Here is a 24882-nt window from a genome sequence, read left to right as displayed (position 1 = left end):
GCCCGCTCCGACCTGCGCCGTTACGGTGCGCGGGTGACTGCGCAGAGGACAGGAGGCCGCACGCTCCGGGACCTCGACCGGGCCCACGTCTGGCACCCGTACGGCCCCATGCCCGGGCGGACCGACCCGCTCGTGGTCCGCTCGGCACAGGGCGTGCGCCTCACGCTCGACGACGGGCGCGAGCTCGTCGACGGGATGTCGTCCTGGTGGGCCGCCGTGCACGGCTACCGCCACCCGGCGCTGGACGACGCCGTCGCGCGGGCCACGGGCGCGATGAGCCACGTCATGTTCGGTGGGCTCACCCACGACCCGGCGGTCGCGCTGGCCGAGCGGCTCGTCGCGCTGACCCCCGAGCCGCTGGAGCACGTGTTCCTGGCGGACTCCGGCTCGGTGTCGATCGAGGTCGCCCTGAAGATGTGCCTGCAGTACCAGCGGGCGCGGGGGCGCCCGGGCCGCACGCGGATGATGACCTGGCGCGGCGGCTACCACGGCGACACCTTCGGCGCGATGAGCGTCTGCGACCCCGAGGGCGGGATGCACGCGGCGTGGAGCGGCTTCCTGCCGCAGCAGGTGTTCGCCGACCGACCTCCGTCTTCCTACGACCCCGCCTTCGACGAGCACCTGCGCGCGGTGGCGGAGTCCCACGCCGACGAGGTCGCCGGCATCGTCGTCGAGCCCGTCGTGCAGGGCGCCGGCGGCATGCGGTTCCACGACCCCCGCCACCTGCGGGTCCTGCGGGAGATCGCCGACCGGCACGACCTCGTGCTGGTGTTCGACGAGATCGCGACCGGGTTCGGGCGCACGGGGACCCTGTTCGCCGCCGAGCAGGCCGGCGTCGCACCGGACGTGATGTGCCTCGGCAAGGCGCTCACCGGGGGCTACCTGACGGCCGCGGCGGCACTGTGCACCGCCGCCGTCGCCACCGCGATCAGCGAGGGCGAGGCCGGCGGGCTCATGCACGGGCCGACGTTCATGGCCAACCCGCTCGCCGCCACGGTGGCGGCGGCCAGTATCGACGAGCTGCTGCGCCGCGACTGGGCCGGTGAGGTCGCGGCCCTCGGCGCGGGCCTGCGCGAGGCGCTCGCCCCGGCGCGCGGGGTCGACGGCGTGGTGGACGTGCGCGTGCTCGGCGGCATCGGCGTCGTCCAGCTCGACCACCCCGTGGACGTGCCGGCGGCCCAGGCCGCCGCCGAGGCGCACGGGGTCTGGCTGCGCCCGTTCCGCGACCTCGTCTACGCGATGCCGCCCTACGTGACGCCGGCCGACGACGTCCTCCGCATCGGGGAGGCGATGGTCGCGGCGGCCACCGCTGCGTGAACGCTGCGTAACGGTCGTGTGAGACGGCCATGAGACCGACATGAGACGGTGTGACGCGTACGTCCGAATCGCCGGATTCGCTCAGATTCACTCGTCCGGCCCAGCAAGTCCGACGGACAGGCACGGACCGAGCGTGGTCGTTCCGACGCAGATGTCCAGCTCCGGGCCACATCACACCCGGACGTGGTACCGCGGGTACCGCTTGACCCGGTTCGATTCGAACGGAGCGTCACGATCAACTCCGTGACGGTCGAGCGGGCCGCCGACGGTAGGGCAGAGTGATCACAGCGCCCCCGGCACGCGGCGATGCGGCCCTGTCGGTGACGCCGGGTGACCGGCGGCGCGGCGCCCCACACATCCCCGGTGATCGCCCCCGATCACCCCCCGCCGGGCCGGTCCACGGCCCCCCGACGGAGGACCCATGACCACCGGAGCGACCACCGTCCCGTCCTCGGACGCGGACACCCCGAGCTGGCGCGAGAAACTGCGCGCCGACATCCCCGCCTCACTCGTCGTCTTCCTCGTCGCCGTGCCCCTCTCGCTGGGCATCGCCGTGGCCTCGGATGCCCCGCTGACCGCGGGCCTCATCGCCGCGGCCGTCGGCGGCATCGTCGCCGGCGCCCTCGGCGGCTCCCCGCTGCAGGTCAGCGGACCCGCCGCCGGCCTCACCGTCGTCGTGGCCGACCTCGTCGGCCGCTTCGGCTGGGGCGTCACCTGCGCGATCACCGTCGCCGCGGGCGTCCTGCAGGTGCTCTTCGGCCTCACGAAGACCGGGCGGGCGGCCCTGGCGATCTCGCCGGCCGTCGTGCACGGCATGCTCGCCGGCATCGGCGTGACGATCGTGCTCGGTCAGCTGCACGTCGTCCTCGGCGGGGAGCAGCAGGACGACGCGATCGCGAACATCCTCGCCCTGCCCGGCCAGCTGCTCTCGCTGCACGGCCCGGCGACCGCGCTCGGCCTCGCCGTCATCGCGATCCTGCTGGCCTGGCCGCGGCTGCCGGCGAGCCTGCCCGGCTGGGTGCGCGGCATCCCGGCGCCGCTGCTGGCCGTCGTCCTCGTCACCGTGGTCGCGGCCGCGTTCACGCTGCCCGTCGAGCGGGTCGAGATCGGCGCGTCGGTGCTCGAGGCCATCACCCCGCCCGTGCTGCCCGAGGGGCAGTGGGGCGCGTTCGCCGTCGGCGTCCTGACGATCGCGATCATCGCGAGCGTCGAGAGCCTGCTCTCGGCGGTGGCCGTCGACCGGATGCACGGCGGCCAGAAGTCCGATCTCGACCGCGAGCTCATCGGCCAGGGCGCGGGCAACACGCTCTCCGGCCTGCTCGGCGGCCTGCCGATCACCGGCGTCATCGTGCGCAGCTCGACCAACGTCGCCGCGGGCGCGACGAGCCGCGCCTCGGCGATCCTGCACGGCGTCTGGATCGTCGTGTTCTCGGTGGCCCTGCTCGGGCTCGTGCAGCAGATCCCGATGGCGGTGCTGGCCGGTCTCCTCGTGGTGATCGGTGCGCGGCTGGTCAAGCTCGCCCACATGCGCGAGCTGCACCGTCACGGCGAGCTGCCGGTCTACGTCGTGACGATCCTCGGCGTGGTGTTCACCGACCTGCTCACCGGCGTGATCGCGGGCCTCGTGCTGGCGCTGCTGCTGGTGCTGCGACGGGTGGTGTGGGCGTCGATCGAGGTCCAGGAGCCCGCGGCACCCGCCGGCGACGGCACCTGGCACGTCGTGGTCGAGGGCGCGCTGTGCTTCCCGTCGATCCCGCGCCTGGCCCGGCGCCTCGGCCAGGTGCCGGCGGGAGCGCCGGTGGTCGTCGACCTGGTGACCGACTACCTCGACCACGCCGCCTACGACCACCTCTCGGAGTGGATCGAGCGCCACGAGCAGGGCGGCGGGCACGTCCGCGTCGACGAGGTCGGCACGATGGGCCTGCTCGACCGGCGCGGCGCCACCAACGGCGGGCCCGGCGACCGCCGCCCCGGCCCCGTGCCGCGGTTCCTGTCGCCGTGGTCGGTCTGGCAGGAGGGTCACGACGCCCGGTACGGCACGGGCGCCGGACACGGGCACGAGCAGGACGGCGCCGACGACCCGATCCTCACCGGGCTGCGCGAGTACCACCGCCGCGCCGCCGGCCTCGTCGCGCCGTACCTCTCGGACCTCGCGGACGGGCAGGCCCCGTACGCCCTGTTCCTGACCTGCTCGGACTCGCGGGTCGTCCCGAACGTCCTCACCTCGAGCGGGCCGGGGGACCTGTTCACCGTCCGGAACGTCGGCAACCTGGCGCCGGTGGAGGCCGACGACTCGGTCGGCGCGTCGGTCGAGTACGCCCTCGAGGTGCTCGAGGTCCCGACGCTCGTGGTGTGCGGGCACTCGGGGTGCGGCGCGATGACCGCCGCGCTGCGCGGTACGGGCGGCGACGGGGTCCTCGGGCGGTGGCTCGGCGGCGCCGGCGAGAGCGTCGAGCGCTGGCGGGCCGGGCACGCCGTGGCCACCGAGGCGGCGGCACGCGGCGCGTCGGACGTCGACCAGCTGGCGATGGTCAACGTCGCCGTGCAGCTGGAGCGCCTGGCCCGCCATCCGGCGGTCGCCCGGGCCGTCGCCGAGGGCCGCGTGCGCCTGGTCGGGCTGTACTTCGACATCGCCACCGCGCGCATGTCGGTGCTGGAGGACGAGCGCTTCGTCCCGGCGTCGCGCGACCGTCTCGGTGCCGGCGCGTCGGCCACACCCGGCGACCCGGTGACCTCCGCCATCCCGATCCCGGCCGTCGACCCCTCCTGACCACCACCCCACGTGCGTACTTTCCGGTGCTACAGCACCGGAAAGTACGCACGTAGGGTGGCCGCCGTGAGCTGGCTGGGTGCGTGGCTGGAGGAGACGGCGACGGCGCGGGCGCAGGCCGGCCTGCGGCGCACGCTGCGCCCGCGCGAGGCAGGCGACCCCGTCGTCGACCTCGCCTCCAACGACTACCTCGGCCTCGCCCGCGACCCGCGCGTCGTCGAGGCCGGCGCCGCCGCCATGCGGACCTGGGGCGCCGGGTCCACCGGGTCGCGGCTGGTCACGGGCTCGACGCGGCTGCACGGCGAGCTCGAGGACGCCCTCGCCGACTTCACCGGCAGCCCCGCGGCGCTGGTGTTCTCGTCGGGCTACACCGCGAACCTCGGGGCGGTCACCGCACTGTCGGGCCGCGGCGCGCTGGTGGTCTCCGACGTCGCCGCGCACGCCTCGCTCGTCGACGCCGCCCGGCTCTCCCGCGCCCGCGTCGAGGTGGCGCGCTGCACCGACCCGACGGTCGTCGACGCCGTGCTCGCCGCGCGGGAGGAGCCGCGCGCGCTCGTCGTCGTCGACGGCGTGGACAGCGTCGACGGCGGGATCGCGCCGCTCGCCGAGCTCCACGCCGTGTGCCGCGCCCGCGACGCCGTGCTGCTCGTCGACGACGCCCACGGCCTCGGGGTCCGCGGGCCCGGCGGGCGCGGGACGCTCGCCGGGGCGGGGCTCGCCGGCGCCCCCGACGTCGTGCTCACCACGACCCTGTCGAAGTCGCTGGGCAGCCAGGGCGGGGTGGTGCTCGCCGACGCGGCCGTCGTCGAGCACCTGGTCGACACCGCCCGGCCGTTCATCTTCGACACCGGCCTCGCCCCGGCCGCGGCGGGCGCCGCCCTGGCCGCCCTCGGGATCGTGCGCGCCGAGCCCGAGCGCGTCGCCGCCCTGCACACGGCGGCCGCCACGGTGGCGGCCTCGGCCCGCGACGCCGCGCCCGGCCTCGACGTCGCGGCTCCGACGGCCGCGATGGTGCCGGTCGTGCTCGGCGACCCGGAGCTCGCCGTCGCCGCGGCCGCCGCGTGCGCCGAGCACGGCCTGCGTGCCGGGTGCTTCCGCCCGCCGTCGGTGCCGCCGGGGACGTCGCGGCTGCGGCTCACCGCCCGCGCCGACCTCACCGCCGACGACCTCGCGCTCGTCGACCAGGTGCTGCACAAGGTGCTCGGCGAGCTCCTCTGACGACCTCGCAACCCTCCTGACGGACCTCGCCGACGCCCGGATGGGTGTGCGGTGGCTGCGCCGTCTCACCCAGCGTCGTCAGCGGATGCACGCAACGTGTCGCGGGGACGCCCGGGGGGTATCCCTCCTGTTGCACACGCCACGCGACCAGGGAGGACTGGTGACGTCCCTGCTGCCCGCGCGTCCGGCGTTCGGTGCACCGCAGTCCCGTCACACCCTGCTCGTGGCCGACGCCGTCGACCAGGGCCGGCGGGGCGCTTCGACCTGGGTCGAGCAGGAGCTCTCGCTCGGGTCGAAGGTGTTCTACAAGGGGTGGGTGCCCGCAGGTCAGCGCGCCGACCAGCACTGGATCACCGGACCGGCCGGCCCCCGTGGTGCCCGCGACGCGCTCGTCACCGGTCAGCTGGAGTTCCTCGACCTCCCGACCGTCGTCGAACGCTCGGGGGCCACGGCCGGCGGCGTGCTCGAGCTCTACGCCGACGAGGTCGAGCGGGCCCTCGGCGACCTGTGGCCGACCGTCGCGATGACGCAGGAGAGCCCCGAGCTCCCGATGGCCGACCACCCCGACCTCGTCGCGGAGTACGCCCGCTGGGAGGCGGGGTTCGAGGACCTCACCCGGCGCCTGCCGGTCCGCATGCTCTGCCAGCTCTGCGTCGCCGCCGAGAACGAGACGGCGGTGTGGGAGACCGTGGCGGTCCACCACGGCGACGTGGTCGACGGCTTCTGGTCGGCTGCCCGGGACGACGGGCACTGGGCGCCGAGCGGCGACCTCGACGCCCACGTCGCCCGTCGTTTCGGGGCCGCGGTGCACGGGGCGATGCGGGCCGCCCGCGACCGCGCGGACGGGCCCGACCTGCACCTCGACCTCTCCGGGGTCGACTTCATGGACGTCGCCTGCGCGGACATCCTCATGCTGGCCGCGCGCTCCGCCCCCCTCGACCAGCACCTCGTCCTGCACGGCGCGAGCCGCTTCCTGCGGCGGCTGTTCGACGCGGTGGGGCGCCCGGCGTCCGTGTACCAGAGCGAGGACGCGCCGTGACGCGGGGACCGGGAGGACGGGGAGAGGGCCTGCGCCATCTCGGCCTGCTCTTCGACGGTCCCGACGACCTGGTCGCGGGCGCCCTGCCGGTGCTCCGCGAGGCCCTCGACGGCGGCGACGACGTGGTCGTCGCCGCCGACCGCGCGACGGTACGGCGCCTCCGCGAGGGCCTCGGTGCCGACGCGGAACGGATCGCGTTCCCGGTGCCGGCGGCGGTCGTCCGCCCGGCGGCCCCCGAGTTCGTCCACTCCGTCCGCGACTGGGTCCGACCCGACCGCCGGACGACGGTGCTGGGCCGGTACCCGGCGACGATGCCCCCGCGCGAGTGCCGGTTCGGGGAGGACGCGCTCAACGCCGTCTTCGGCGACCTGCCCCTCACCCTGATCTGCTGCGCGCGTCGCGACCTCCCCCCGGACCTGCTCGAGGTCGTCCGCCGCGCGCACCCCCGGCTCGCGACGCCCGTCGGGGACACCGGGAACCCCGACTACCGCGCGCCCGCCACGAGCAGCCCGACCCCCGCCGCCCTGTGGGGTGAGGTCGCCGAGCGGGTCGGTGTCGGCGGCACCGCCGACCTCGCCGAGCTGCGCCGCTGCGTCGCGGACGTCGCCGCCCGGGCCGGGCTCGAGGGCGACGCGGTCCGCGCCGCCGTCCTCGCGGTGCACGAGGCGGCGGTACTCGCTGTCCGCCGCGGCGACCCCGCCCACGCCGACCTCACCGTCGAGGTGCGCGCCCGACCCGGGCACACGCTCTTCTGCGAGGTGGCGGGCCCGCGGGGCGTCCCCGCCCCGGAGGGCCTCGGTGCCGCCGACACCCTCGCCCACGTCCGCCCCTTCTGCGCCGGGGCGCACGACGACCCGGCACTGCCGGCGGTCCGGGTCCTGAGCACCGTCTGAGGTCGCACTACCGTCCCGGGGCGTGCGGACCCTGATTGTCACCGGTACCGGGACCGATGTCGGCAAGACGGTGGTGGTCGCCGCCGTCGCCGCCCTGGCTCGGGCGGCCGGTGAGCGCGTCACGGTGGTCAAGCCGGCCCAGACCGGCGTCGCGCCGGGGGAGGACGGCGACCTCGCCGCGGTGGAGCGCCTCGCCGGCCCGGTCGCCACGCTCGAGCTGGCCCGGTTCCCCGAGCCGCTCGCCCCCGCCACGGCGGCCCGACGCGCCGACGCGATGCCGGTGATGGCGGCGCAGGTCGTGGACGCGGTGCGGGGCCTGGACACGGACCTCGTGATCGTCGAGGGCGCGGGCGGGCTGCTCGTGCGCCTCAACGATCTGGGCGAGACGCTCGCCGACGTCGCCGCCGCCCTCGCCGCCCCCGTGGTGCTCGTCGCGAGCGCCGGGCTCGGCGTGCTCAACACCGCCGCGCTAACGGCGGAGGCGCTGGAACGGCGGGACGTACCGCTCGCCGGCACGGTCGTCGGCGCCTTCCCGGAGCAGCCCGACCTCGCCGAGCGCACCAACCTGGACGACCTGCCGATCGTGACCGGCGCTCCGCTGCTCGGCATCCTGCCGGCCGGGCTGGGGACGGCCGGTCCCGAGCGCGTCCTCGAGGCCGCGCGGTGTGGCCTGGGTCCCCTCCTCGGCGGTCGGTGGTCCCCCGATCGCTGCGCGTGAGGCACACTGCGGCGAGCCCGACCCAGCGCGACGAACAGAGCCCGACGAAGGGAGCCGTGCGTGACGGCCGTCGATCCCAGCACCACCGCCGGGGAGTCCGGCGGGGACACCGGACGGGACATCCTCGCGGTGGCCCGCGAGCAGGTGCTCGAGCGAGGTGAGGGCCTGTCCCAGGAGCAGGTCCTGGCCGTCCTGCAGCTCCCGGCCGACCGCCTGTCCGAGGCGCTCGCCCTGGCCCACGAGGTGCGGATGCGCCACTGCGGCCCGGAGGTCGAGGTCGAGGGCATCGTGTCGCTCAAGACCGGCGGCTGCCCGGAGGACTGCCACTTCTGCTCGCAGTCGGGGCTGTTCGAGTCGCCGGTGCGTGCGGCGTGGCTGGACAAGGACCGCCTGGTCGAGGCCGCGAAGCAGACCGCGAAGACCGGGGCCACCGAGTTCTGCATCGTCGCCGCGGTGCGCGGCCCGGACGCCAGGCTCATGGAGCAGGTGCGCGCGGGGATCGCCGCGATCCGCGCCGAGGTCGACATCAACGTCGCCTGCTCGCTGGGGATGCTGACCCAGGAGCAGGTCAACGAGCTGGCCGCGATGGGCGTGCACCGCTACAACCACAACCTCGAGACCGCCCGGTCGCACTTCCCGGAGGTCGTCACCACGCACTCCTGGGAGGAGCGCTGGGAGACCCTGCAGATGGTGCGCGCGGCGGGCATGGAGGTCTGCTGCGGCGGCATCGTCGGCATGGGTGAGAGCCTCGAGCAGCGCGCGGAGTTCGCGGTGCAGCTCGCGGAGCTCGAGCCCGACGAGGTGCCGCTGAACTTCCTCATCCCGAACCCGGGCACGCCGTTCGCGCACCTCGAGGTGCCCCAGGGTGCCGACGCGCTGATGACGGTGGCCGCGTTCCGCCTGGCGCTGCCGCGCACGGTGCTGCGCTTCGCCGGCGGCCGCGAGCTGACCCTCGGCGACCTCGGCGCGGAGCAGGGGATGCTCGGCGGGGTCAACGCGATCATCGTCGGCAACTACCTGACCAACCTCGGACGACCGGCCGAGCAGGACCTCGACATGCTCGAGACCCTCAAGATGCCGATCAAGGCCCTGAACGACACGTTGTGAGCGCCGTGCTCGAGCCGACCGGCCAGACCGACGGCGTCCCCCCGTACTGCGCCTGGTGCGGCGGCGCGCGGGCCGACGGCGACCACGCGGCGTGCGAGCGCCGTCTCGCGACCGTCGACCCGCCGCGGCACTGCCCGGTGTGCGCGCGGCGGATGGTCGTGCAGGTCGACCCGGTGGGCTGGACGGCCCGCTGCAGCCGGCACGGCGAGTCGGCGGGGGCGAACGGGTTCGGATGAGTGCTCCTCCTGTTCTCGACGACGACTTCCTGCCCACCGAGCCCGAGGGCAGGCTCACCCGTGCCGAGCTGCGCGGCGACGTGCCCGCGGCGCTGCGGCTGGCCGCGATCCTCACGGTCGTCGGGCTCCCGCTCGGGGCGCTGTGGGCGCTGCTCGCGCCCGACGTGCACGTCGTCGCGCTCCCGGGTTCGGGGACCGGGTCGCCGGCGGGGGAGGCCGACCACGCGTTCGACGCCGTGGCGATCCACCTGCTGATGGTGGCCGCGTTCGGGGTGATCGCGGGTGCCGTGGCCTGGCGGCGCCGCCACCGGCGCGGCCCGGTGATGCTGGTGGCGCTCGTGGTCGGGGCGCTGGTCGGGGCGGTGCTCGCGGGTCGGGTGGGCGCGCTGTTCGCCTGGGCGTCGTCGCCGGTGCCCGTCCTCGTCGACCCCGCGGCGCTCGGCACGTCCGGGGTGCCGGGGGCGCCGGTGCCCGCGGTGCTGACCAGCCTGCCGCCGTCGCCCGGGCCGTGGTGGATCGCGCTGGTCGCGGGCCTGGGCGCGGCGCTGACCTACGTGCTCGCCGCGATCGTCGACGGGCACGAGGACATGGGGCGGGAGGAGCCCGCGTGAGTCCTTCCGGCACCGCCCTCGACCTGGCGTGCGCGCTGGTGCGGCTCGACACCCGCGGCGGCGGGGAGCGGGTCGCGGCCGACCTGCTCGCGAACCACCTCTCCGACGCCGGGCTCACCGTCGCCGTCCACGAGAGCCGGCCGGGCCGGGCCAACGTCGTCGCCCACCACGGCGAGCAGACCCCGGTGACGCTCACCGGGCACCTGGACACCGTGCCCGCCGACGAGGCGGCGTGGTCGTTCGACCCGCTGGCCGGCGACGTCGTCGACGGGCGGCTGCGCGGACGCGGGGCGAGCGACATGAAGGCCGGGGTGGCCGCCGCGGTCGTCGCGGCCGCCGAGCACGTGCGCGCGGGCGGCACCGGCGTGCAGGTCGTGCTGACGTTCGGCGAGGAGACCGGCTGCGAGGGCGCCCGGGAGATCCCGGCCGACGCGCTGCGCCCGTCCGGCACGCTGCTGGTGGCCGAGCCGACGAACAACCGCGTCGTGCTGGGCCACAAGGGTGTGCTGTGGCTCGAGCTACGGGCGCGCGGCGTGCCCGCGCACGGCTCGCGGCCCGACCTGGGGCACAACGCGCTCGTCGACCTCGCCCGCGCCGCGGTGCGCGTCCACGAGCACGACCGGTGGCCGACCAGCGCGACGCACGGCGCGACCACCGCCAACGTCGGCATGATGCGCGCCGGCATCCAGCCCAACGTGGTGCCCGACCGCGCCGCGCTCACCGTCGACCTGCGGCTGGTCCCCGGCGACACCGCCGACGCCGCCGAGGCCACGGTCGTCGACCTCGCGGGCGTGGCCGTCGAGACCGAGCGCCTCGTCGAGCTGCCGCTCATCGACACCGACCCGGGCCGCGTCGCCCGGGCCGTCGAGCTGCTCGGCGGCGGGGAGCCGCGCTACGCCACCTACTTCACCGACGCGAGCGTGCTCGCCGGCGCCCTCGGCGGCGCGGACACGATCGTCTGCGGCCCCGGCGAGCCGGAGCAGTGCCACGTCACCGACGAGTGGGCCCCGGCGGACCTCATCGGGCCGGCCGCGGCGGCCTACCGGCGCGTGCTCGCCGAGCTCACTAGTTGAGGCTGTGCTCGACCGCGAACTTCGCGGTCGGCGCCCACACCGCGCGCAGCTCGCCGAGCAGCACGGCCTCGCGGGTCATCGACTGGCGCACGAGCTCGAGGCGCTTGATCGGGCAGGTCTGCTCGAGCAGCTCCTGGCGGTCGGCCAGGGGCAGCAGGCAGTCGCCGGCCAGGATGTGGGCGAGCTCGGGGTCGGCGACGTCGGGCGCGGGCTCCTCCGCGAGCTCGGCGGGCATCTCCCCGTCGCCGCCGCCCTGCTGGCGCCACGCGGTGGTGCAGTAGCGGCGGTGGGCGGCGCGGGCGGCCATGGCCAGCGGCGCGAGGTCCTGCTGCTCGTCCTCGTCGTCGTCGGGCAGCCACTCGACGTTCGCGACGAGGTAGGGCGCGGTCGAGTCGTCGACGTCGACGAGCCGGAAGCGCCGGTCGCCCGTGGTCTGGATGTCGAAGCGGCCGTCGGGCAGGCGGCGGACCTCGCGCAGCGTCGCCGTGCAGCCCACGTCGTGCAGGCCGTCGCGGCCGTCGTCGGGGCTCCAGCCCTCGCGGACGGCGACCACGCCGAACTGCTTGCCGGGCAGCGTGCCGGTGACCAGGTCGATCGTGAGCTGGCGGTAGCGCGGCTCGAAGATGTGCAGTGGCAGCGAGGCGCCCGGGAGCAGCACGGTCCCCAGCGGGAACAGAGGCAGCGTCTCGACCACGACGCCCACGCTACGACCCCGGGCGCGTCGGCGCCGGGTGGGTTTCCGCGGCGGGCTCCCCGGGCGGGCGCAGGGCGGCGAAGGGATCGGTCACCCGCAATCCGTGCTCGGAGAAGCGGAAGACCGCGGCCGGGCGCCCACCCGCAGGTCCGGGGGCGGCGGTCTCGCCGGTGGGCACGAGGACGCCGCGGCGGGTCAGCACCCGCTGGAGGTTGGTCGCCGAGACCCGGTGTCCGAGCGCGGCGGCGTAGAGGTCGCGCAGCTCGGAGACCGTGAACGCGTCGGGGGCGAGGGCGAAGCCGATGTTGGTGTAGGAGAGCTTCGCGCGCAGCCGGTCGAGGCCGTCGCGGGTGATCGCGCCGTGGTCGAAGGCCGTCTCGGGGAGGCGGTCGACGCGGTGCCAGGCGGTGTCGTCGGGGACCGTCGGGTCGGCGTCGGTCGGGACGAGGCCGAGGAACGCGGTCGCGATCCGGCGCGGGGGCGGCCCGCGGTGGGGGTCGGAGAACACGCCGAGCTGCTCGACGTGGGCGACCTCGGCGAGGTCGACCTTCTCGGCCAGGTGCCGGCGCACCGAGGCCTCGACGTCCTCGTCGGGCCCCAGCCGCCCGCCCGGGAGGGCCCACCGGCCGCGGTGGGGATCCCGCGCCCGCTGCCAGAGCAGGACGCTCGGCACCGGCTCGGTGATCCGCAGGACGACGGCGAGCACGTCGTGCGCGTACGTCCCCGGCTCCGTGACCTCCACGGAGCGTGATCGTAGGCCGTGTCAGCGGCGGCGCTCCGCAGACGTTGAGTGTCCGTAACGCCACGCGCTCGCCGGCACGGGAGGTGGCGCGCACCACGCCGCGTGACACGGACCTGGCGCGGGGCCGGAGCGGGCGGGTACGGTCGGCCACGTTTTCGACCATCAGGCGAAAACCAGTCGAGCACCGGACCGCGCCGACGGCGACGCGGCCGGGGGAGGAGACGGCGATGACCGTCACCGCTGCCACGGACCTCGTCGCGCCGCTGGTCGCCGGCCCGGACTGGGCGGACGAGGTGCGCAGGCTCGCGCGCGAGCGCGACGCCGTGGTCCTCGCGCACAACTACCAGCGCCCCGAGATCCAGGACGTCGCCGACCACACCGGCGACTCGCTCGCCCTCTCCCGGATCGCCGCGGCCAGCGACGCGAGCACGATCGTCTTCTGCGGCGTGCACTTCATGGCCGAGACCGCAAAGATCCTCGCGCCGGAGAAGACCGTTCTCATCCCCGACGCTCGCGCCGGCTGCAGCCTCGCCGACTCGATCACCGCCGACGAGCTCCGCGCCTGGAAGAGCGAGCACCCGGGCGCCGTCGTCGTCAGCTACGTCAACACCACGGCCGCGGTGAAGGCCGAGACCGACGTCTGCTGCACGTCCTCGAACGCCGTCGAGGTGGTGGAGAGCGTCGACGCCGGGAGGGACGTCCTCTTCCTCCCCGACCAGTTCCTCGGCGCCCACGTCAAGCGCGTGACCGGCCGGGAGAACCTGCACATCTGGGCGGGCGAGTGCCACGTCCACGCCGGCATCAACGGCGCCGAGCTCACCGCCCAGGCGCAGGCCGACCCCGACGCCGACCTGTTCGTCCACCCCGAGTGCGGCTGCGCGACGAGCGCGCTCTACCTCGCCGGCGCGGGCGCCGTCCCCGCCGACCAGGTCCACATCCTGTCCACCGGCGGGATGCTCGACGCCGCCAAGAACACGACGAAGCGCAGCGTGCTGGTCGCCACCGAGGTCGGCATGCTCCACCAGCTGCGCCGCGCCAACCCCGACGTCGACTTCCGCGCCGTCAACGACCGCGCCTCCTGCGGCTACATGAAGATGATCACGCCGGGCGCGCTGACCCGGGCGCTGCGCGAGGGTCGCGACGAGGTCCACGTGGACGCGGCGACGGCACGACGGGCCCGCGGCGCCGTCCAGCGGATGATCGAGATCGGGCAGCCCGGGGGTGGGGAGTGAGCCGCCCGGGCTGGGAGACCGCGGCCGACCTCGTCGTCGTCGGCTCCGGCGTCGCCGGCCTGACCGCGGCGCTGACGGCCCAGCGCGCCGGGCTGCGCGTCGTCGTCGTCACCAAGGACACCCCGGACGCCGGGAGCACCCTCTGGGCGCAGGGCGGGATCGCCGTGGTCCTGGGCGACGTCGTCGGCGACTCGATCGCCGCCCACCTCGCGGACACGGTCGCCGCGGGCGGTGGCCTGGTGGACGAGCACGCCGCCGGACGCATCCTCACCGCCGGCCCCGACGCCGTGGCCGCCCTGCGCGGCGAGGGCGCGGTGTTCGACGGGCACCCCGACCGGCTGGCGCGCACCCGCGAGGGCGGGCACTCGGCGCTGCGGGTCGTGCACGCCGGGGGCGACGCCACGGGCGCCGAGGTCGAGCGGGCCCTGCTGGCCGCCGCGCAGCGCGAGGAGCTCACCGTCCTCGCCGGCCACGCCGCGTCCACCGTGCTCACGGGTCCCGACGGCGGCGTCGAGGGCCTGGAGGTGCGCGACGACGAGGGTCGCGCCGGTCTGCTCGCCGCGCCGGCCGTCCTGCTCGCGACCGGCGGTGTCGGCGGGCTCTACGAGACGACGACCAACCCGACCGTCGCGACCGCCGACGGATGGGCGCTCGCGCTGCGGGCCGGGGCCGCGCTCGCCGACGTGGAGTTCGTCCAGTTCCACCCGACGGCCCTCTACGTCGGAGCGTCCTCGCGAGGCCGGGCGCCGCTCGTCACCGAGGCCCTGCGCGGCGAGGGTGCCGTGCTCCGTGACACCGGCGGGGCGTCGGTGACCGCCGGCGTGCACCCGCTCGGCGACCTCGCCCCCCGCGACGTCGTCGCCGCGGCGATCACCCGCCGGATCGGCGACCTCGGCGCCGAGCACGTCTGGCTCGACGCCACCGGCATCCCCGACGTCGTCGCCCGCTTCCCGACGGTCGCGGCCGCCTGCGCCGCGATCGGCGTCGACCTCGCCCGCGACCCCGTGCCCGTGCGCCCCGCCGCGCACTACTCCTGCGGCGGCGTCGTCACCGACACCCGCGGGCGGACGGGCGTGCCGGGCCTGTGGGCGGCCGGCGAGGTCGCCCGCACCGGCCTGCACGGCGCCAACCGCCTCGCCTCGAACAGCTTGCTCGAGGGCCTGGTCATGGGCCGCCGGGCCGCCGAGGACGTCGCCGCGACGCTGGCCGGCCCCCGTCGCCTCACAGAGCCGGAGGCACCCGCACCGATGCCGACGACGATCGCCGACCGTGCCGTCCTGCAGGCCGCCATGACCCGCGGCGCGGGGATCGGCCGCGACGCCGCGGGACTCGCCGCCGCCTCCGACGCCGTCGAGGCCGCGAGCACCGACCGCGTCCCCGCGACCCGCGCCGACGTCGAGGACGCCGCCCTGACCCTCGCGGCCCACGCCCTGCTCGCCGCCGCGGGCTCGCGCACCGAGACCCGCGGCTGCCACGTCCGCACCGACCACCCGCTCACCGACGACCACTGGCAGCGCGCCTCGGCCACCGTCGTGCTGCGCGGCGACCGCCTGCACGTCGGGACCACCGACGCCCGCCACGGAGGTGCGGCATGACCGCGGTCCTTCCCGAGACCCTCGATCCGGCCGAGGTCGACGCCGTCGTCACCCGGGCCCTCGACGAGGACCTGCGCGACGGCCCGGACGTCACCACCGTCGCGTGCGTGCCGGAGGGCGCGATCGCCGTCGGTGAGTTCCGGACCCGCCCCGCCGGCACCCTCGCCGGGCTCGGCGTCGCCGTCCGCGTGCTGGAGCGGGTGTGCGGGCCGGACCTCGAGGTGCTGGCGGCCCGGGTCGACGGCGACCGTCTCGCGCCCGGCGACGTCGTCCTCGCCGTCCGCGCGCCCCTGCGCACCCTGCTGACCGCCGAGCGCACCGCGCTCAACCTGCTCGGTCAGCTCTCCGGGGTCGCGACGGCCACGTCGGCGTGGGTCGACGCCGTCGCCGGCACCCGCGCGCGCATCCGCGACACCCGCAAGACCGTGCCCGGGCTGCGGGCGCTGCAGAAGTACGCCGTGCGCTGCGGTGGCGGGGTGAACCACCGAATGTCGCTCGGCGACGCGATCTTGATCAAGGACAACCACGTCGCCGCGGCCGGCTCGGTGACGGCGGCGCTGGCCGCCGCGCGGGCGCACGCCCCGGACCTGCCGTGCGAGGTCGAGGTGGACTCGCTGGCGCAGTTCGACGAGGTGATCGAGCTGGGCGTCGAGCTCCTGCTGCTGGACAACTTCACGCCCGACCAGGCGGCCGAGGCGGTGGTGCGTCGGGACGCCCGCGCGCCCGGCACCGGGCTCGAGGTCTCCGGCGGCCTGACGCTCGACGTGGCCGCCGGCCACGCGGCCGCCGGCGTCGACTTCCTCGCCGTCGGCGCCCTCACCCACTCCTCCCCGGTCCTCGACATCGGCCTGGACCTCGCCATGTGAGTGATTTTCGGTGCTATAGCACCGAAAATCACTCACATGGGAACGGTCGTCGTCGGCGGCGGGATCGCCGGGGTGTCGGTGGCCGCGGAGCTGGCGAGCCACGGGCCCGTCGTGCTGCTCGAGACGGAGCACGAGCTCGCCCGGCACACCACCGGACGCTCCGCGGCCAGCTACATCCCCGGCCACGGCGCCCCGCCTGCCCGGGCGCTGGTCGCCGCCTCGAGAGAGCGCTTCGACGCCCTCGCCGACGAGGCCGGCCACCCGTTCCTGCGCCCGCGCCCGGTCCTGCACGTCGCCCACGACGACGACGAGGAACGGACGCTGCGCGAGGAGCTGCTGCCCCTCGACGGCGTCGACGAGCTGGACCCCGACGACGCCGTCGCCCGCTGGCCCGCGCTGCGCCGCGACGTCCTGCGCGCCGCCGCCGTCGTCGAGGACGCCCAGGACGCCGACCCGCTCGGGCTGCACCAGCACTACCGCCGCACCCTGCGCGCCCGGGGCGGGGAGATCCGGACCGGGACACCGGCGACGTCCCTCGCACGCCGCGGGGACGGCTGGCGCCTCGGCACCGGCAGTGACCACCTCGACACCGACACCGTCGTCCTCGCCGCCGGGGCCTGGACCGACCACCTGCTCGCCCTCGCCGGGGCCGACCCGGTAGGGCTGCGCCCGCTGCGCCGCACCATCGCGATCGTCCGGGTCCCCGAGGGCGCCCCGGTCCGCCGGGACGATCCCTTCGTCGTCTCCGCGGGCGAGCGCTGGTACGCCAAGCCCGAGGGTGAGCACCTGCTCGTCTCCCCGTCCGAGGAGACCCCGGCCGAGCCCGGCGACCCGCGCCCCGACGAGCTCGACATCGCCCGCGCCCTCGAGCAGGTCAACGCCGTCACGACGCTGCGCCTGCGCTCGGTCGCGACGAGCTGGACGGGCCTGCGCACCTTCGCGCCCGGCCGCTCCCTGGTGATCGGCGACCGTCCCGCGCACCCCGGCCTGCACCTCTTCGCCGGCCAGGGCGGCTCGGGCATCGAGACCGCGCCCGCCGCGGCCGCCCTCGCCGCCGCCGTGATCCGCGGGCAGGCGCCGCCCGACGACGTCGTGGCCGCCTTCGCCCGCCACGGGACGACGCTCGACGCCGTGCTCACCACCCGCCTCGGGGCCACGACGGAGCCCCGCTAGCCTCGCCCGTATGGGGGATGCTCAGCGGGTGCGGCGCGTGATCGCCGTGCTCCTCACCGGGCTCGCGCTCACCCTCGCGGGGTGCTCGACCGGCGACGCGCCGGCGCCCGCGGAGACGACGTCGCCGTCCGCGAGCCCTCCGGTCGGCACCGGTGACCCGGCCCGCGGCGTGCTCGCGCCCCTGCCGCCCGAGGGCTCGCGCGAGGGGCCGCGCATCTGCGGGCGGACCCAGTCGGTGCCGGTCGCGGGCGGGCGCTACGAGGTCCAGAACAACGCCTGGGGCGCCGACACACCCCAGTGCACCACCGCCTTCGACACCGGCTTCAGCATCGAGGCCCGGCACGACAAGGACTCCGGGCCGGCCGCCTACCCCTCGATCGTCGTCGGCTGCAACTACGGCACGTGCACCCGTGACGCGCCGTTCCCACGCCCGCTCGCCGACCTCGGCGACGTCCGCTCGAGCTGGGAGGTCACCGTGCCCCGCCGGGGCGACTTCAACGTCGCCTACGACGTGTGGCTCGACCCGACCCCCCGGCGCGACGGCGCGAACACCGGCGCCGAGCTGATGATCTGGCTCGACCGCACCGACCGCGTCCAGCCGATCGGCGCCGAGCGCGCGACCGTCGAGATCGGCGCCGCTCGATGGGCCGTCTGGACCGGCGAGAACCAGGGCACGCCGGTGATCTCCTACGTCCGCGAGGAGCCGACCGACACCGTCATCGACCTGCCGATCAGCGACTTCGTCGGCGACGCGACCCGCCGCGGCGTCGTCGAGCCGGGCTGGTGGCTCACCAACGTCCAGGCCGGGTTCGAGCCGTGGATCGGCGGCGCGGGCCTGACCACCGACGCCTTCTCGCTCACCCGGAACGGGGTCTGATCACTCCCGAACGAGGGAGACGGCTCCCGTCACCCACACGCTCACCGTACGTTTCAGCGCGACGAACGGTCGAGCAACGAGGGCGGCGGCGGATGAACGGTCGGAAGCGGGCGACGAGCGGACTGATGGTGGCGATCGCCGCCGTCCTCGCGATGGTGGTGGGCGTCAACCCCGCCTTCGGGACGCCCCGCGGTGACGGGGGCACGCGGGTGTGCGGCAAGACCGAGTCCACGCCGGTGGCGGGCGGGCGCTACGAGGCCCAGAACAACCTCTGGGGCGCGGACACGCCGCAGTGCATCACGGCCTTCGACACCGGCTTCGTCGTCGACCCCGCCGACCACCGCAACGAGGACGGGCCGGCCTCGTACCCGTCGATGGTCTGGGGCTGCAACTACGGCAACTGCACCAAGGACACCCCGTTCCCCAAGAAGGTCTCCGAGCTCGCCGGGCTGCGCTCGTCGTGGACGGTCGAGGTGCCGCCGACCGGCGACTACAACGTGTCCTACGACCTCTGGATGGACCCGACGCCCCGGCGCACCGGCCGCCCGACCGGCCTCGAGCTGATGGTCTGGCTGAAGAACACCCCGCGCGTGCAGCCGATCGGCGAGAAGAAGGCCGAGGTCGAGATCGGCGGCACGACGTGGGACGTGTGGCTGGGCTCGATCGACCTGCCGACCATCAGCTACGTCCGTCAGGAGCCGACGCTGTCGGTCACCGACCTGCCGCTCGACCAGTTCGTCGCCGACGCCCAGCGTCGCGGCGTCGCGAAGCCCGAGTGGTGGATGACGAGCGTGCAGGCCGGCTTCGAGCCGTGGATCGGCGGGCGGGGGCTGGCGACGCGGTCGTTCTCCGCCGACATCGGGACCCCCGTCCCGGCGCCGTGATCAGGTCTCGTCGACGGGGCGCTCGCGCAGGGCGTCGATGAGACGACGGTCCCGCTTCGTCGGACGTCCCGCGCCCCGGTCGCGCACCGCGACCGGAGCCGGGCGCTCCTCGGGCGGCGGGGGCGGCGGGGTGTGGTCGACGTAGCAGGTCACGGCGACGGGCGCGCCGACCCGCTTCTCGATGATCCTGGTGACCTCGACGGTCCGCGGGATCTCGTAGACCCGGGTGCGGATCGTGTCGCCGGGCTTCACCGGCGTCGCGGGCTTGGCCGGGGTGTCGTTGACGCGGACGTGGCCGCCGCGGCAGGCCTCGGCGGCGTCGGCACGGGTCTTCGTCAGCCGCACCGCCCACAGCCAGCGGTCGACGCGGGTGGAGTCCATCGCGTCCAGCATGGCACCCCCCAGCATGGCGACACGGTCCACGGGATAACCGGGGCGATGTGCAGCACGGCATCATGATGTTCCCGACCGACTACGCCATCGACCCGGCCGAGCTGGCCAAGGAGGTCGAGGACCGGGGCTTCGACTCGCTCTGGTTCCCCGAGCACAGCCACATCCCGACGAAGCGGGAGTCGCCCTACCCCGGCGGCGGCGACCTGCCGCGGATGTACATCCACACCTACGACCCGTTCGTCGCCCTCACCGCCGCGGCGGCCGGGACGACCACGCTCAAGGTCGCGACGGGCATCTGCCTGGTCATCCAGCGCGACCCGATCCACACCGCCAAGCAGGTCGCGAGCCTCGACCGCCTCTCGGACGGCCGCTTCCTGTTCGGCATCGGCGCCGGCTGGAACCGCGAGGAGATGGCGCACCACGGGGCGAACCCGAAGACCCGGATGCGCCTGATGGCCGAGCAGGTCAAGGCCATGAAAGAGCTGTGGACGCAGGACGAGGCCGAGTTCCACGGCGAGTTCGTCGACTTCGCGCCGAGCTGGGCCTGGCCGAAGCCGACCCAGCAGCCGCGCCCGCCGGTGTACGTCGGCGGCATGGGCCCGGGCGTCGAGGACCGCATCCTCGACTACGGCGACGCCTGGCTGCCCCAGCGCGTCGGTCCGGACAACATCGACGAGTTCGAGCAGCGCGCGAACGTCCTGCAGCAGCGCGCCGCCGAGGCCGGCCGCGACCCGATCCCGATGTCGCTCTTCGGCGCCGAGAGCTCGTCCGAGGCCCTCGACGGGTACCGCCGCATCGGGCTCGAGCGCGCCATCCACGGCGTCAGCTCCGCCGACCGCGACACCGTGCTCAAGGAGCTCGACGAGCTCGCGAAGGTCATCGGCTGAGGGACGCGGAGGAACAGTGCCGACCCTCGACGTCGACGACGCGCGCCGCCGGTTCGCCGCGGCGCGCGTCGCGCGTCTCGCCACGGTCTCGGGCGACGGGCAGCCGCACCTCGTGCCCGTGGTGTTCGCCGTCGAGGACGACCGCGTCCTCATGGCCGTCGACCAGAAGCCCAAGCGCCACCGCGCGCTCAAGCGGCTGCGCAACATCGACGACAACCCCGCGGTCTCGCTGCTCGTCGACCGCTACGACGACGACTGGAGCGCCCTGTGGTGGGTGCGTGCCGACGGCGTCGCGACGATCTCCGACGCCGAGCCCGAGCTCGCCCGGGTCCGCGCGGCGCTGGGGGAGCGCTACCCCCAGCACCGCGAGGACCCGCCCGAGGGCCCGGCTTTCGTCGTCGAGGTCTCCCGCTGGACGGGGTGGTCGGCCGGCTAGTGCTTGCCGACCTGCAGGTGCTCGACGAACCAGTCGCGCGCGGCGGCGGAGGTGATCTCGAAGCCGGGACCCTGGTAGGCGTCGAAGTGGCCGCCCGGCGCGATCACGATCTTCTTCGGGTGCACCGCGGCCTCGTACGCCGCCGCCGCGATCTCGCCCGCGATGAGCCGGTCGTTCGGCGTCACGACCATCTGCACCGGCGTCGGCGAGATCAGCGGCAGGAACAGGCGCGGCTCGTAGCCCTGGAGCAGCTCGACCGACCGCAGGGTCACCTCGTTGCGCCACGACGGCGCGCGGTCGCGGGCGGTGCGGGTGAACCACTCGTAGGAGTCCGGCGTCGGGAGGGCGGCCGGCGCGGTCGGGTCCTCGGTGACCACCGGCATCATCGCCGGCTCGCCCCCGCGGGCGCGCTCGAGCCGGTCGGCGGCGAACGCCTCCCACGTCGGCCCCCACGCGTCGATGCGCACGAGCGACTCGAAGCCCCGCCGTCCGGAGACGAGCGGCGCCTGCCCGGACACGGCCTTGACGCGCCGGTCGATCGCGCCGAGCACGTAGACGTGACCCCCCGAGTAGCTGGAGCCCCACGCGCCGATCCGGTCGGCGTCGACGTCGTCGCGGCTCTGGGCGTAGGTGACCGCGTGCTGGTAGTCGCGCACCTGCTCCCAGGGGTCGATCTCCTGGCGCGGCTTGCCCGGCGCGGCGTCGGAGGCGCCGAAGCCGCGGTTGTCGAAGACGACGCACGCCAGCCCGGCGGCGGCGAACACCTCGGCGTAGTCGTCGAGGTGCTGCTCCTTGACCGCCGAGAAGCCGTGGGCCATGACCACGCAGGGGTGGCCCCCGTTCGCGTCGCCGTCGGGTGTGTAGAACCACCCGCGCAGCGTCGCGCCCTCGGCGTCGAAAGAGATGTCCTCGCGCATCGTCGCGCTCCCGTCGTCGTCCCGTCGTGACCCTCGTCGGCACCGAGCCTGCTCGCCCGCGGACCTCGTGGCCAGAGCCACCACGGGCAGTGGTTTCCTGGTGCTCCGGATCGGGAAGGGGGTCGACCGCATGAGTGCGGTGATCGACGGGGGTGTGACCACGGAGTCCGCCGTGCCCGGACCTGCCCGCCGGGCCCCGGTCCCGACCTGGAACCTCGTCGTGCTCGGCGGCACCGCGGCGGTCTTCGGCCTGCTCGTGTGGCACCGACGCTGGATCAGTGACGACGGGCTCATCGTCCTGCGCACGGTCCGTCAGATCGCGCTGGGCAACGGGCCGGTGTTCAACGCCGGTGAGCGGGTCGAGGCGAACACCTCGACGCTCTGGACCGCCCTGCTCGCGCTGCCGGGCCTGCTGCCGGGCGACGGGCTGAACTGGTCCGCGGTCGTCCTCGGCGTCGTCCTCTCGGCCGCCGGGGTGGCGTTCGCCCTCGACGGCGCCCGCCGGTTGTTCGGTGGACGGGCGCGGATGGTGCCGTGCGGCGCGCTCGTCGTGGTGGCCCTGCCGCCGTTCTGGGACTTCGGCACGTCGGGCCTCGAGACCGGCCTGATCATCGGCTGGCTCGGGCTCGCCTGGTGGCTCGTCGTGTGCCGCCTCGAGGCCCGGCGAGCGGATCTCGAGGGCCGGGCGTGGCCGGCGGCGGTCGTGCTGGGTCTCGCGCCGCTCGTGCGCCCGGACCTGGCGATCGCGGGGCTCCTGTTCGCGGTGGCGCTCGGGGTGCTCGAGGCCCGCCGCGGGTGGGTGCGGCTGGTCGGCCTGGCCGCCGCCGCGGCGGTCCTCCCCGTCGCCTACGAGATCTTCCGCGCCGGTTACTACGGACTGCTCGTCCCCTCGACGGCGCTGGCCAAGGAGGCCGCGACGCCGCGCTGGGAGCAGGGGCTGAACTACCTCGACGACCTCATCGGCACCTACGGCCTGTGGGTGCCGGCCGCGGTGCTCGCCGTCGTCGGGCTGACCCTCGCGCTCGTCGCGACGTCGCTGCGCCGGGTGTCGGTGCTCGTGGCGCTCGCACCGCCGCTGGCCGGCCTGCTGATCGCCCTCTACGTCACCCGCGTCGGCGGGGACTTCATGCACGCCCGCATGATGCTGCCGTCGCTGTTCTGCCTGGTGCTGCCGGTGATGGCGGTGCCGTGGCGCCGCGACCTCCTCCCCGCCGTGGCCGTGCTCGGCGTGTGGGCGCTGGTCTGCGTGGCCGGGTTGCGCCCCGACTACGGCGAGAAGCTCGGGCCGAATTTCATCGCGAACGAGCGCATGTACTACGTCAACATCACCGGCGTCCCGCACCCCATCACGACCGACGACTTCCGTGGACACCCCGTCGCCCCCGACGGCGCGGCCACCGTCGCCGGCGCCCCGCCCGGGACGCTCGTGCTGCGGGGGCTCGAGGACGGCTGGTCGCTGTTCGGTGAGACCCCGGGCACGCCGTCCACGATCGTCTGGCTCAACCTCGGCGTGACCGGCGAGCTCTCGCCGCTCGACGTCCGCGTGCACGACTCGATCGGGCTGACCAACCCCCTCGCCGCCCACTCCACGAGCGTCCCGAACGGCCGGATCGGGCACGACAAGGAGCTGCCCACGAGCTGGGACACCGCCGACGCGGGGGTCACCGACGCGCGGGGGCTCATCGACCCGACCGAGCTGGGCGCGGCGCAGCAGGCCGTCGCCTGCCCGCGGACCCAGGAGATGCTCGCCTCGGTGCGCGCGCCCCTGACGTTCGATCGGTTCTGGGACAACCTCGCCGGCGCGGTCGAGCGCACGTCCTACCGGTACCCGCGCGACCCGCTCGAGGCCGCGGACTGCCGCACGGGCTGAGGTCGATCGTTCCGCCGTCGAGACGCGACCGAGACCCCGCGCTTCGGCTACCTAGGTAGTCTACGAGCTATGACGGCTCGGGTTCCGCGTGTGACGGCTGCGATCAGGAACCTGCTCGCCGTGTTCATGGCTGCCCCGGACGAGGAGTTCTACGGCCTCGAGCTCGCGCGCGGCGCGGACCTCGCGAGCGGCACGCTCTACCCGATGCTCGCCCGCCTCGAGAGCGCCGGGCTGGTGGAGAGCCGCCACGAGGCGCCGGAGCTCTTCCAGGGCAGCGGGCGCCCGCCGCGCCGGTACTACCGGCTCACGCGGGACGGGACACAGTTCGCGACCGCCGCGCTGCGCCCCCGACATCGCACCTCTCCCGCCGACGTGAGTGTGCGAGGGGTCCGCTGATGAGCAGCCTCGAGGAGCGATACGCACCCACGGTGCGCTTCCACTCCGAGGAGGTGCGGCGGCGTGAGGGTGGTGCAGCGGCGGCGCTCGTACGCCGGGCCTTCCGATTCGCCGCGAGGCATCACCAGGGCGAGACGCGTCTCAACGGTGATCCGTTCCTGGCGCACTCGGTTGCCGTGGCCCAGATCGTGGCCGAGCGCGGGGGAAGCAGCAGGGTCATCGCGGCGGCGCTCGTGCACGACGTCCGGTGGCGCGCGCGGGACATCCCTGAACTGGCGCACCACTTCGGTGACGACGTCGCCCGCCTCGTCCGGGACCTCGCGGCGCTCGGGGTCAGCGAGGTCGCGCTCCCCGGGGCCCATCCGGACGTGCTGCTGCTCAAGCTCGCGGACCGTCTCCACAACCTGCACACCGTCGACCCGCTGTCGCGGGATGTGCAGGTGCAGAAGGCCACCGAGACCCTGCGACTGCTGGTGCCGCGTGCCCGGACCGCCGGCCACGACGAGCTCGGGGAGGAGCTGTTCGCGGCGGCGCACCACACGCTCACGCCCGGAAGGTCGCCGAGGTCGGTGAGGCCTCCGTTCGCGGCCCTCGTGCTGAGGCTGGCTGCGCTCCTGCTGCCGGCCCCGTCCCGAGGGCGCTGGCTGGGGGAGTGGCGCGCCGAGATGTCGGTCCTGCGGACCCGTCGGGCGCGGTGGCGCTTCGCGGTCGACGTCGCGCTCGGCTGTCCGCGCATGGCGCTCGAGACCCGGTGGGCGGGCACGGGGGAGGCGCGGTGATCATCGCGCTCGGCTTCCGACAGCTCCTGTCGCTGCTCCTGCTCGTCGCGGTCGTGTGCTTCGTCGCCGGGGTGTCGGTGGCGCACAGCTCCGCGCCGGCGGTTCCTCCGACCTGCACGGCTGAGACGCGGTCACCGTGCTGAGGCGCCGGTCCACGAT

Annotated in this window: 25 protein-coding genes; 21 read left to right on the top strand and 4 right to left on the bottom strand. The window is 75.2% G+C overall.

Annotation, left to right across the window (positions count from 1 at the left end; all coding sequences use genetic code 11):
* The first annotated feature begins 33 nt into the window (after positions 1 to 33).
* The 10 genes from WCD41_RS30320 to WCD41_RS30275 all read left to right on the top strand — a co-directional run bounded on the left by WCD41_RS30320 (position 34) and on the right by WCD41_RS30275 (position 10982).
* Positions 34 to 1317, top strand: a complete 1284-nt coding sequence (locus WCD41_RS30320) for an adenosylmethionine--8-amino-7-oxononanoate transaminase (protein ID WP_337718980.1) — start codon at positions 34 to 36, stop codon at positions 1315 to 1317.
* 421 nt (positions 1318 to 1738) lie between these two features.
* Positions 1739 to 4087, top strand: a complete 2349-nt coding sequence (locus WCD41_RS30315) for a SulP family inorganic anion transporter (RefSeq protein ID WP_337718979.1) — start codon at positions 1739 to 1741, stop codon at positions 4085 to 4087.
* Positions 4088 to 4162: 75 nt separating this feature from the next.
* Positions 4163 to 5305: an 8-amino-7-oxononanoate synthase gene (locus tag WCD41_RS30310; protein WP_337719001.1), complete on the top strand. Its 1143-nt coding sequence runs from the start codon at positions 4163 to 4165 to the stop codon at positions 5303 to 5305.
* Between the two features lie 160 nt (positions 5306 to 5465).
* Positions 5466 to 6344: an STAS domain-containing protein gene (locus WCD41_RS30305; RefSeq protein WP_337718977.1), complete on the top strand. Its 879-nt coding sequence runs from the start codon at positions 5466 to 5468 to the stop codon at positions 6342 to 6344.
* Positions 6341 to 7237 (top strand): MEDS domain-containing protein, encoded by an 897-nt coding sequence (locus WCD41_RS30300; protein ID WP_337718976.1) that lies wholly within the window; start codon positions 6341 to 6343, stop codon positions 7235 to 7237. The genes WCD41_RS30305 and WCD41_RS30300 overlap by 4 nt, the downstream gene beginning before the upstream one ends.
* A 22-nt stretch (positions 7238 to 7259) precedes the next feature.
* Positions 7260 to 7955 (top strand): dethiobiotin synthase, encoded by a 696-nt coding sequence (bioD, locus tag WCD41_RS30295; protein WP_337718975.1) that lies wholly within the window; start codon positions 7260 to 7262, stop codon positions 7953 to 7955.
* A 60-nt stretch (positions 7956 to 8015) separates the two neighbouring features.
* A complete protein-coding gene (gene bioB / locus WCD41_RS30290; RefSeq protein WP_337718974.1) occupies positions 8016 to 9062 on the top strand; it encodes a biotin synthase BioB in 1047 nt (348 codons plus the stop codon).
* Entirely contained in the window at positions 9059 to 9298 is a 240-nt protein-coding gene (gene bsaP / locus WCD41_RS30285; RefSeq protein WP_337718973.1) for a biotin synthase auxiliary protein BsaP, read from the top strand. Before bioB ends, bsaP begins: the two co-directional genes overlap by 4 nt.
* Positions 9295 to 9909, top strand: coding sequence for a DUF2567 domain-containing protein (locus tag WCD41_RS30280; protein ID WP_337718972.1), 615 nt, complete (start codon positions 9295 to 9297; stop codon positions 9907 to 9909). The genes bsaP and WCD41_RS30280 overlap by 4 nt, the downstream gene beginning before the upstream one ends.
* A complete protein-coding gene (locus tag WCD41_RS30275) occupies positions 9906 to 10982 on the top strand; it encodes a M20 family metallopeptidase (RefSeq protein ID WP_337718970.1) in 1077 nt (358 codons plus the stop codon). Before WCD41_RS30280 ends, WCD41_RS30275 begins: the two co-directional genes overlap by 4 nt.
* Here WCD41_RS30275 and WCD41_RS30270 read toward each other — a convergent pair.
* Both WCD41_RS30270 and WCD41_RS30265 read right to left on the bottom strand, forming a co-directional pair.
* A complete protein-coding gene (locus WCD41_RS30270) occupies positions 10975 to 11685 on the bottom strand; it encodes an LON peptidase substrate-binding domain-containing protein (RefSeq protein ID WP_373695223.1) in 711 nt (236 codons plus the stop codon). The two genes, WCD41_RS30275 and WCD41_RS30270, sit on opposite strands and share 8 nt — an antisense overlap.
* A 1-nt stretch (position 11686) precedes the next feature.
* Entirely contained in the window at positions 11687 to 12382 is a 696-nt protein-coding gene (locus tag WCD41_RS30265; protein WP_337719000.1) for an NUDIX hydrolase, read from the bottom strand.
* Positions 12383 to 12645: 263 nt separating this feature from the next.
* Between WCD41_RS30265 and nadA the strand changes: the two genes are divergently transcribed.
* From nadA to WCD41_RS30235, 6 genes are all read left to right on the top strand, one after another.
* On the top strand, positions 12646 to 13650 hold the full coding sequence (gene nadA / locus WCD41_RS30260; protein WP_337718968.1) for a quinolinate synthase NadA: 1005 nt from the start codon (positions 12646 to 12648) through the stop codon (positions 13648 to 13650).
* On the top strand, positions 13647 to 15245 hold the full coding sequence (locus tag WCD41_RS30255; protein ID WP_337718967.1) for an L-aspartate oxidase: 1599 nt from the start codon (positions 13647 to 13649) through the stop codon (positions 15243 to 15245). The genes nadA and WCD41_RS30255 overlap by 4 nt, the downstream gene beginning before the upstream one ends.
* Complete coding sequence (gene nadC / locus WCD41_RS30250) at positions 15242 to 16111, top strand: carboxylating nicotinate-nucleotide diphosphorylase (RefSeq protein ID WP_337718966.1); 870 nt, start codon at positions 15242 to 15244, stop codon at positions 16109 to 16111. The genes WCD41_RS30255 and nadC overlap by 4 nt, the downstream gene beginning before the upstream one ends.
* 36 nt (positions 16112 to 16147) lie before the next feature.
* Positions 16148 to 17284: an NAD(P)/FAD-dependent oxidoreductase gene (locus WCD41_RS30245; RefSeq protein ID WP_337718965.1), complete on the top strand. Its 1137-nt coding sequence runs from the start codon at positions 16148 to 16150 to the stop codon at positions 17282 to 17284.
* Positions 17285 to 17294: 10 nt separating this feature from the next.
* Positions 17295 to 18161 carry a GH12 family glycosyl hydrolase domain-containing protein gene (locus tag WCD41_RS30240; protein WP_337718964.1) on the top strand — a complete coding sequence of 289 codons (867 nt, stop codon included), beginning with the start codon at positions 17295 to 17297 and terminating at the stop codon, positions 18159 to 18161.
* A gap of 92 nt (positions 18162 to 18253) precedes the next feature.
* Positions 18254 to 19045 (top strand): GH12 family glycosyl hydrolase domain-containing protein, encoded by a 792-nt coding sequence (locus WCD41_RS30235; RefSeq protein WP_337718963.1) that lies wholly within the window; start codon positions 18254 to 18256, stop codon positions 19043 to 19045.
* Here WCD41_RS30235 and WCD41_RS30230 read toward each other — a convergent pair whose 3' ends face one another.
* Positions 19046 to 19426 (bottom strand): RNA-binding S4 domain-containing protein, encoded by a 381-nt coding sequence (locus WCD41_RS30230; protein ID WP_337718999.1) that lies wholly within the window; start codon positions 19424 to 19426, stop codon positions 19046 to 19048.
* Positions 19427 to 19485: 59 nt separating this feature from the next.
* On the opposite strand from WCD41_RS30230, the gene WCD41_RS30225 reads away from it, so the two are divergent.
* Both WCD41_RS30225 and WCD41_RS30220 read left to right on the top strand, forming a co-directional pair.
* Entirely contained in the window at positions 19486 to 20325 is an 840-nt protein-coding gene (locus WCD41_RS30225) for an LLM class F420-dependent oxidoreductase (protein ID WP_373695222.1), read from the top strand.
* A 16-nt stretch (positions 20326 to 20341) separates the two neighbouring features.
* On the top strand, positions 20342 to 20761 hold the full coding sequence (locus WCD41_RS30220; protein WP_337718961.1) for a TIGR03668 family PPOX class F420-dependent oxidoreductase: 420 nt from the start codon (positions 20342 to 20344) through the stop codon (positions 20759 to 20761).
* Here WCD41_RS30220 and WCD41_RS30215 read toward each other — a convergent pair.
* A complete protein-coding gene (locus tag WCD41_RS30215; protein WP_337718960.1) occupies positions 20758 to 21678 on the bottom strand; it encodes an alpha/beta hydrolase in 921 nt (306 codons plus the stop codon). The genes WCD41_RS30220 and WCD41_RS30215 overlap by 4 nt on opposite strands.
* Before the next feature lie 130 nt (positions 21679 to 21808).
* On the opposite strand from WCD41_RS30215, the gene WCD41_RS30210 reads away from it, so the two are divergent.
* The 3 genes from WCD41_RS30210 (at position 21809) to WCD41_RS30200 (ending at position 24723) form a co-directional block, all read left to right on the top strand.
* Entirely contained in the window at positions 21809 to 23548 is a 1740-nt protein-coding gene (locus tag WCD41_RS30210) for an arabinofuranosyltransferase AftB family protein (protein WP_337718959.1), read from the top strand.
* A 90-nt stretch (positions 23549 to 23638) separates the two neighbouring features.
* Complete coding sequence (locus tag WCD41_RS30205) at positions 23639 to 23944, top strand: PadR family transcriptional regulator (protein WP_337718958.1); 306 nt, start codon at positions 23639 to 23641, stop codon at positions 23942 to 23944.
* The gene (locus WCD41_RS30200) at positions 23944 to 24723 is read left to right on the top strand and encodes an HD domain-containing protein (RefSeq protein WP_337718957.1); all 780 of its coding nucleotides are present in this window, start codon (positions 23944 to 23946) and stop codon (positions 24721 to 24723) included. Before WCD41_RS30205 ends, WCD41_RS30200 begins: the two co-directional genes overlap by 1 nt.
* The last annotated feature ends 159 nt before the right edge of the window (positions 24724 to 24882 follow it).

The sequence above is a fragment of the Actinomycetospora aeridis genome (genome assembly GCF_037400275.1).
GTDB classification, from domain to species: domain Bacteria; phylum Actinomycetota; class Actinomycetes; order Mycobacteriales; family Pseudonocardiaceae; genus Actinomycetospora; species Actinomycetospora aeridis.
Note: the sequence above shows the minus strand (reverse complement) of the source record. Positions and strands in the feature narration are given on the sequence as shown.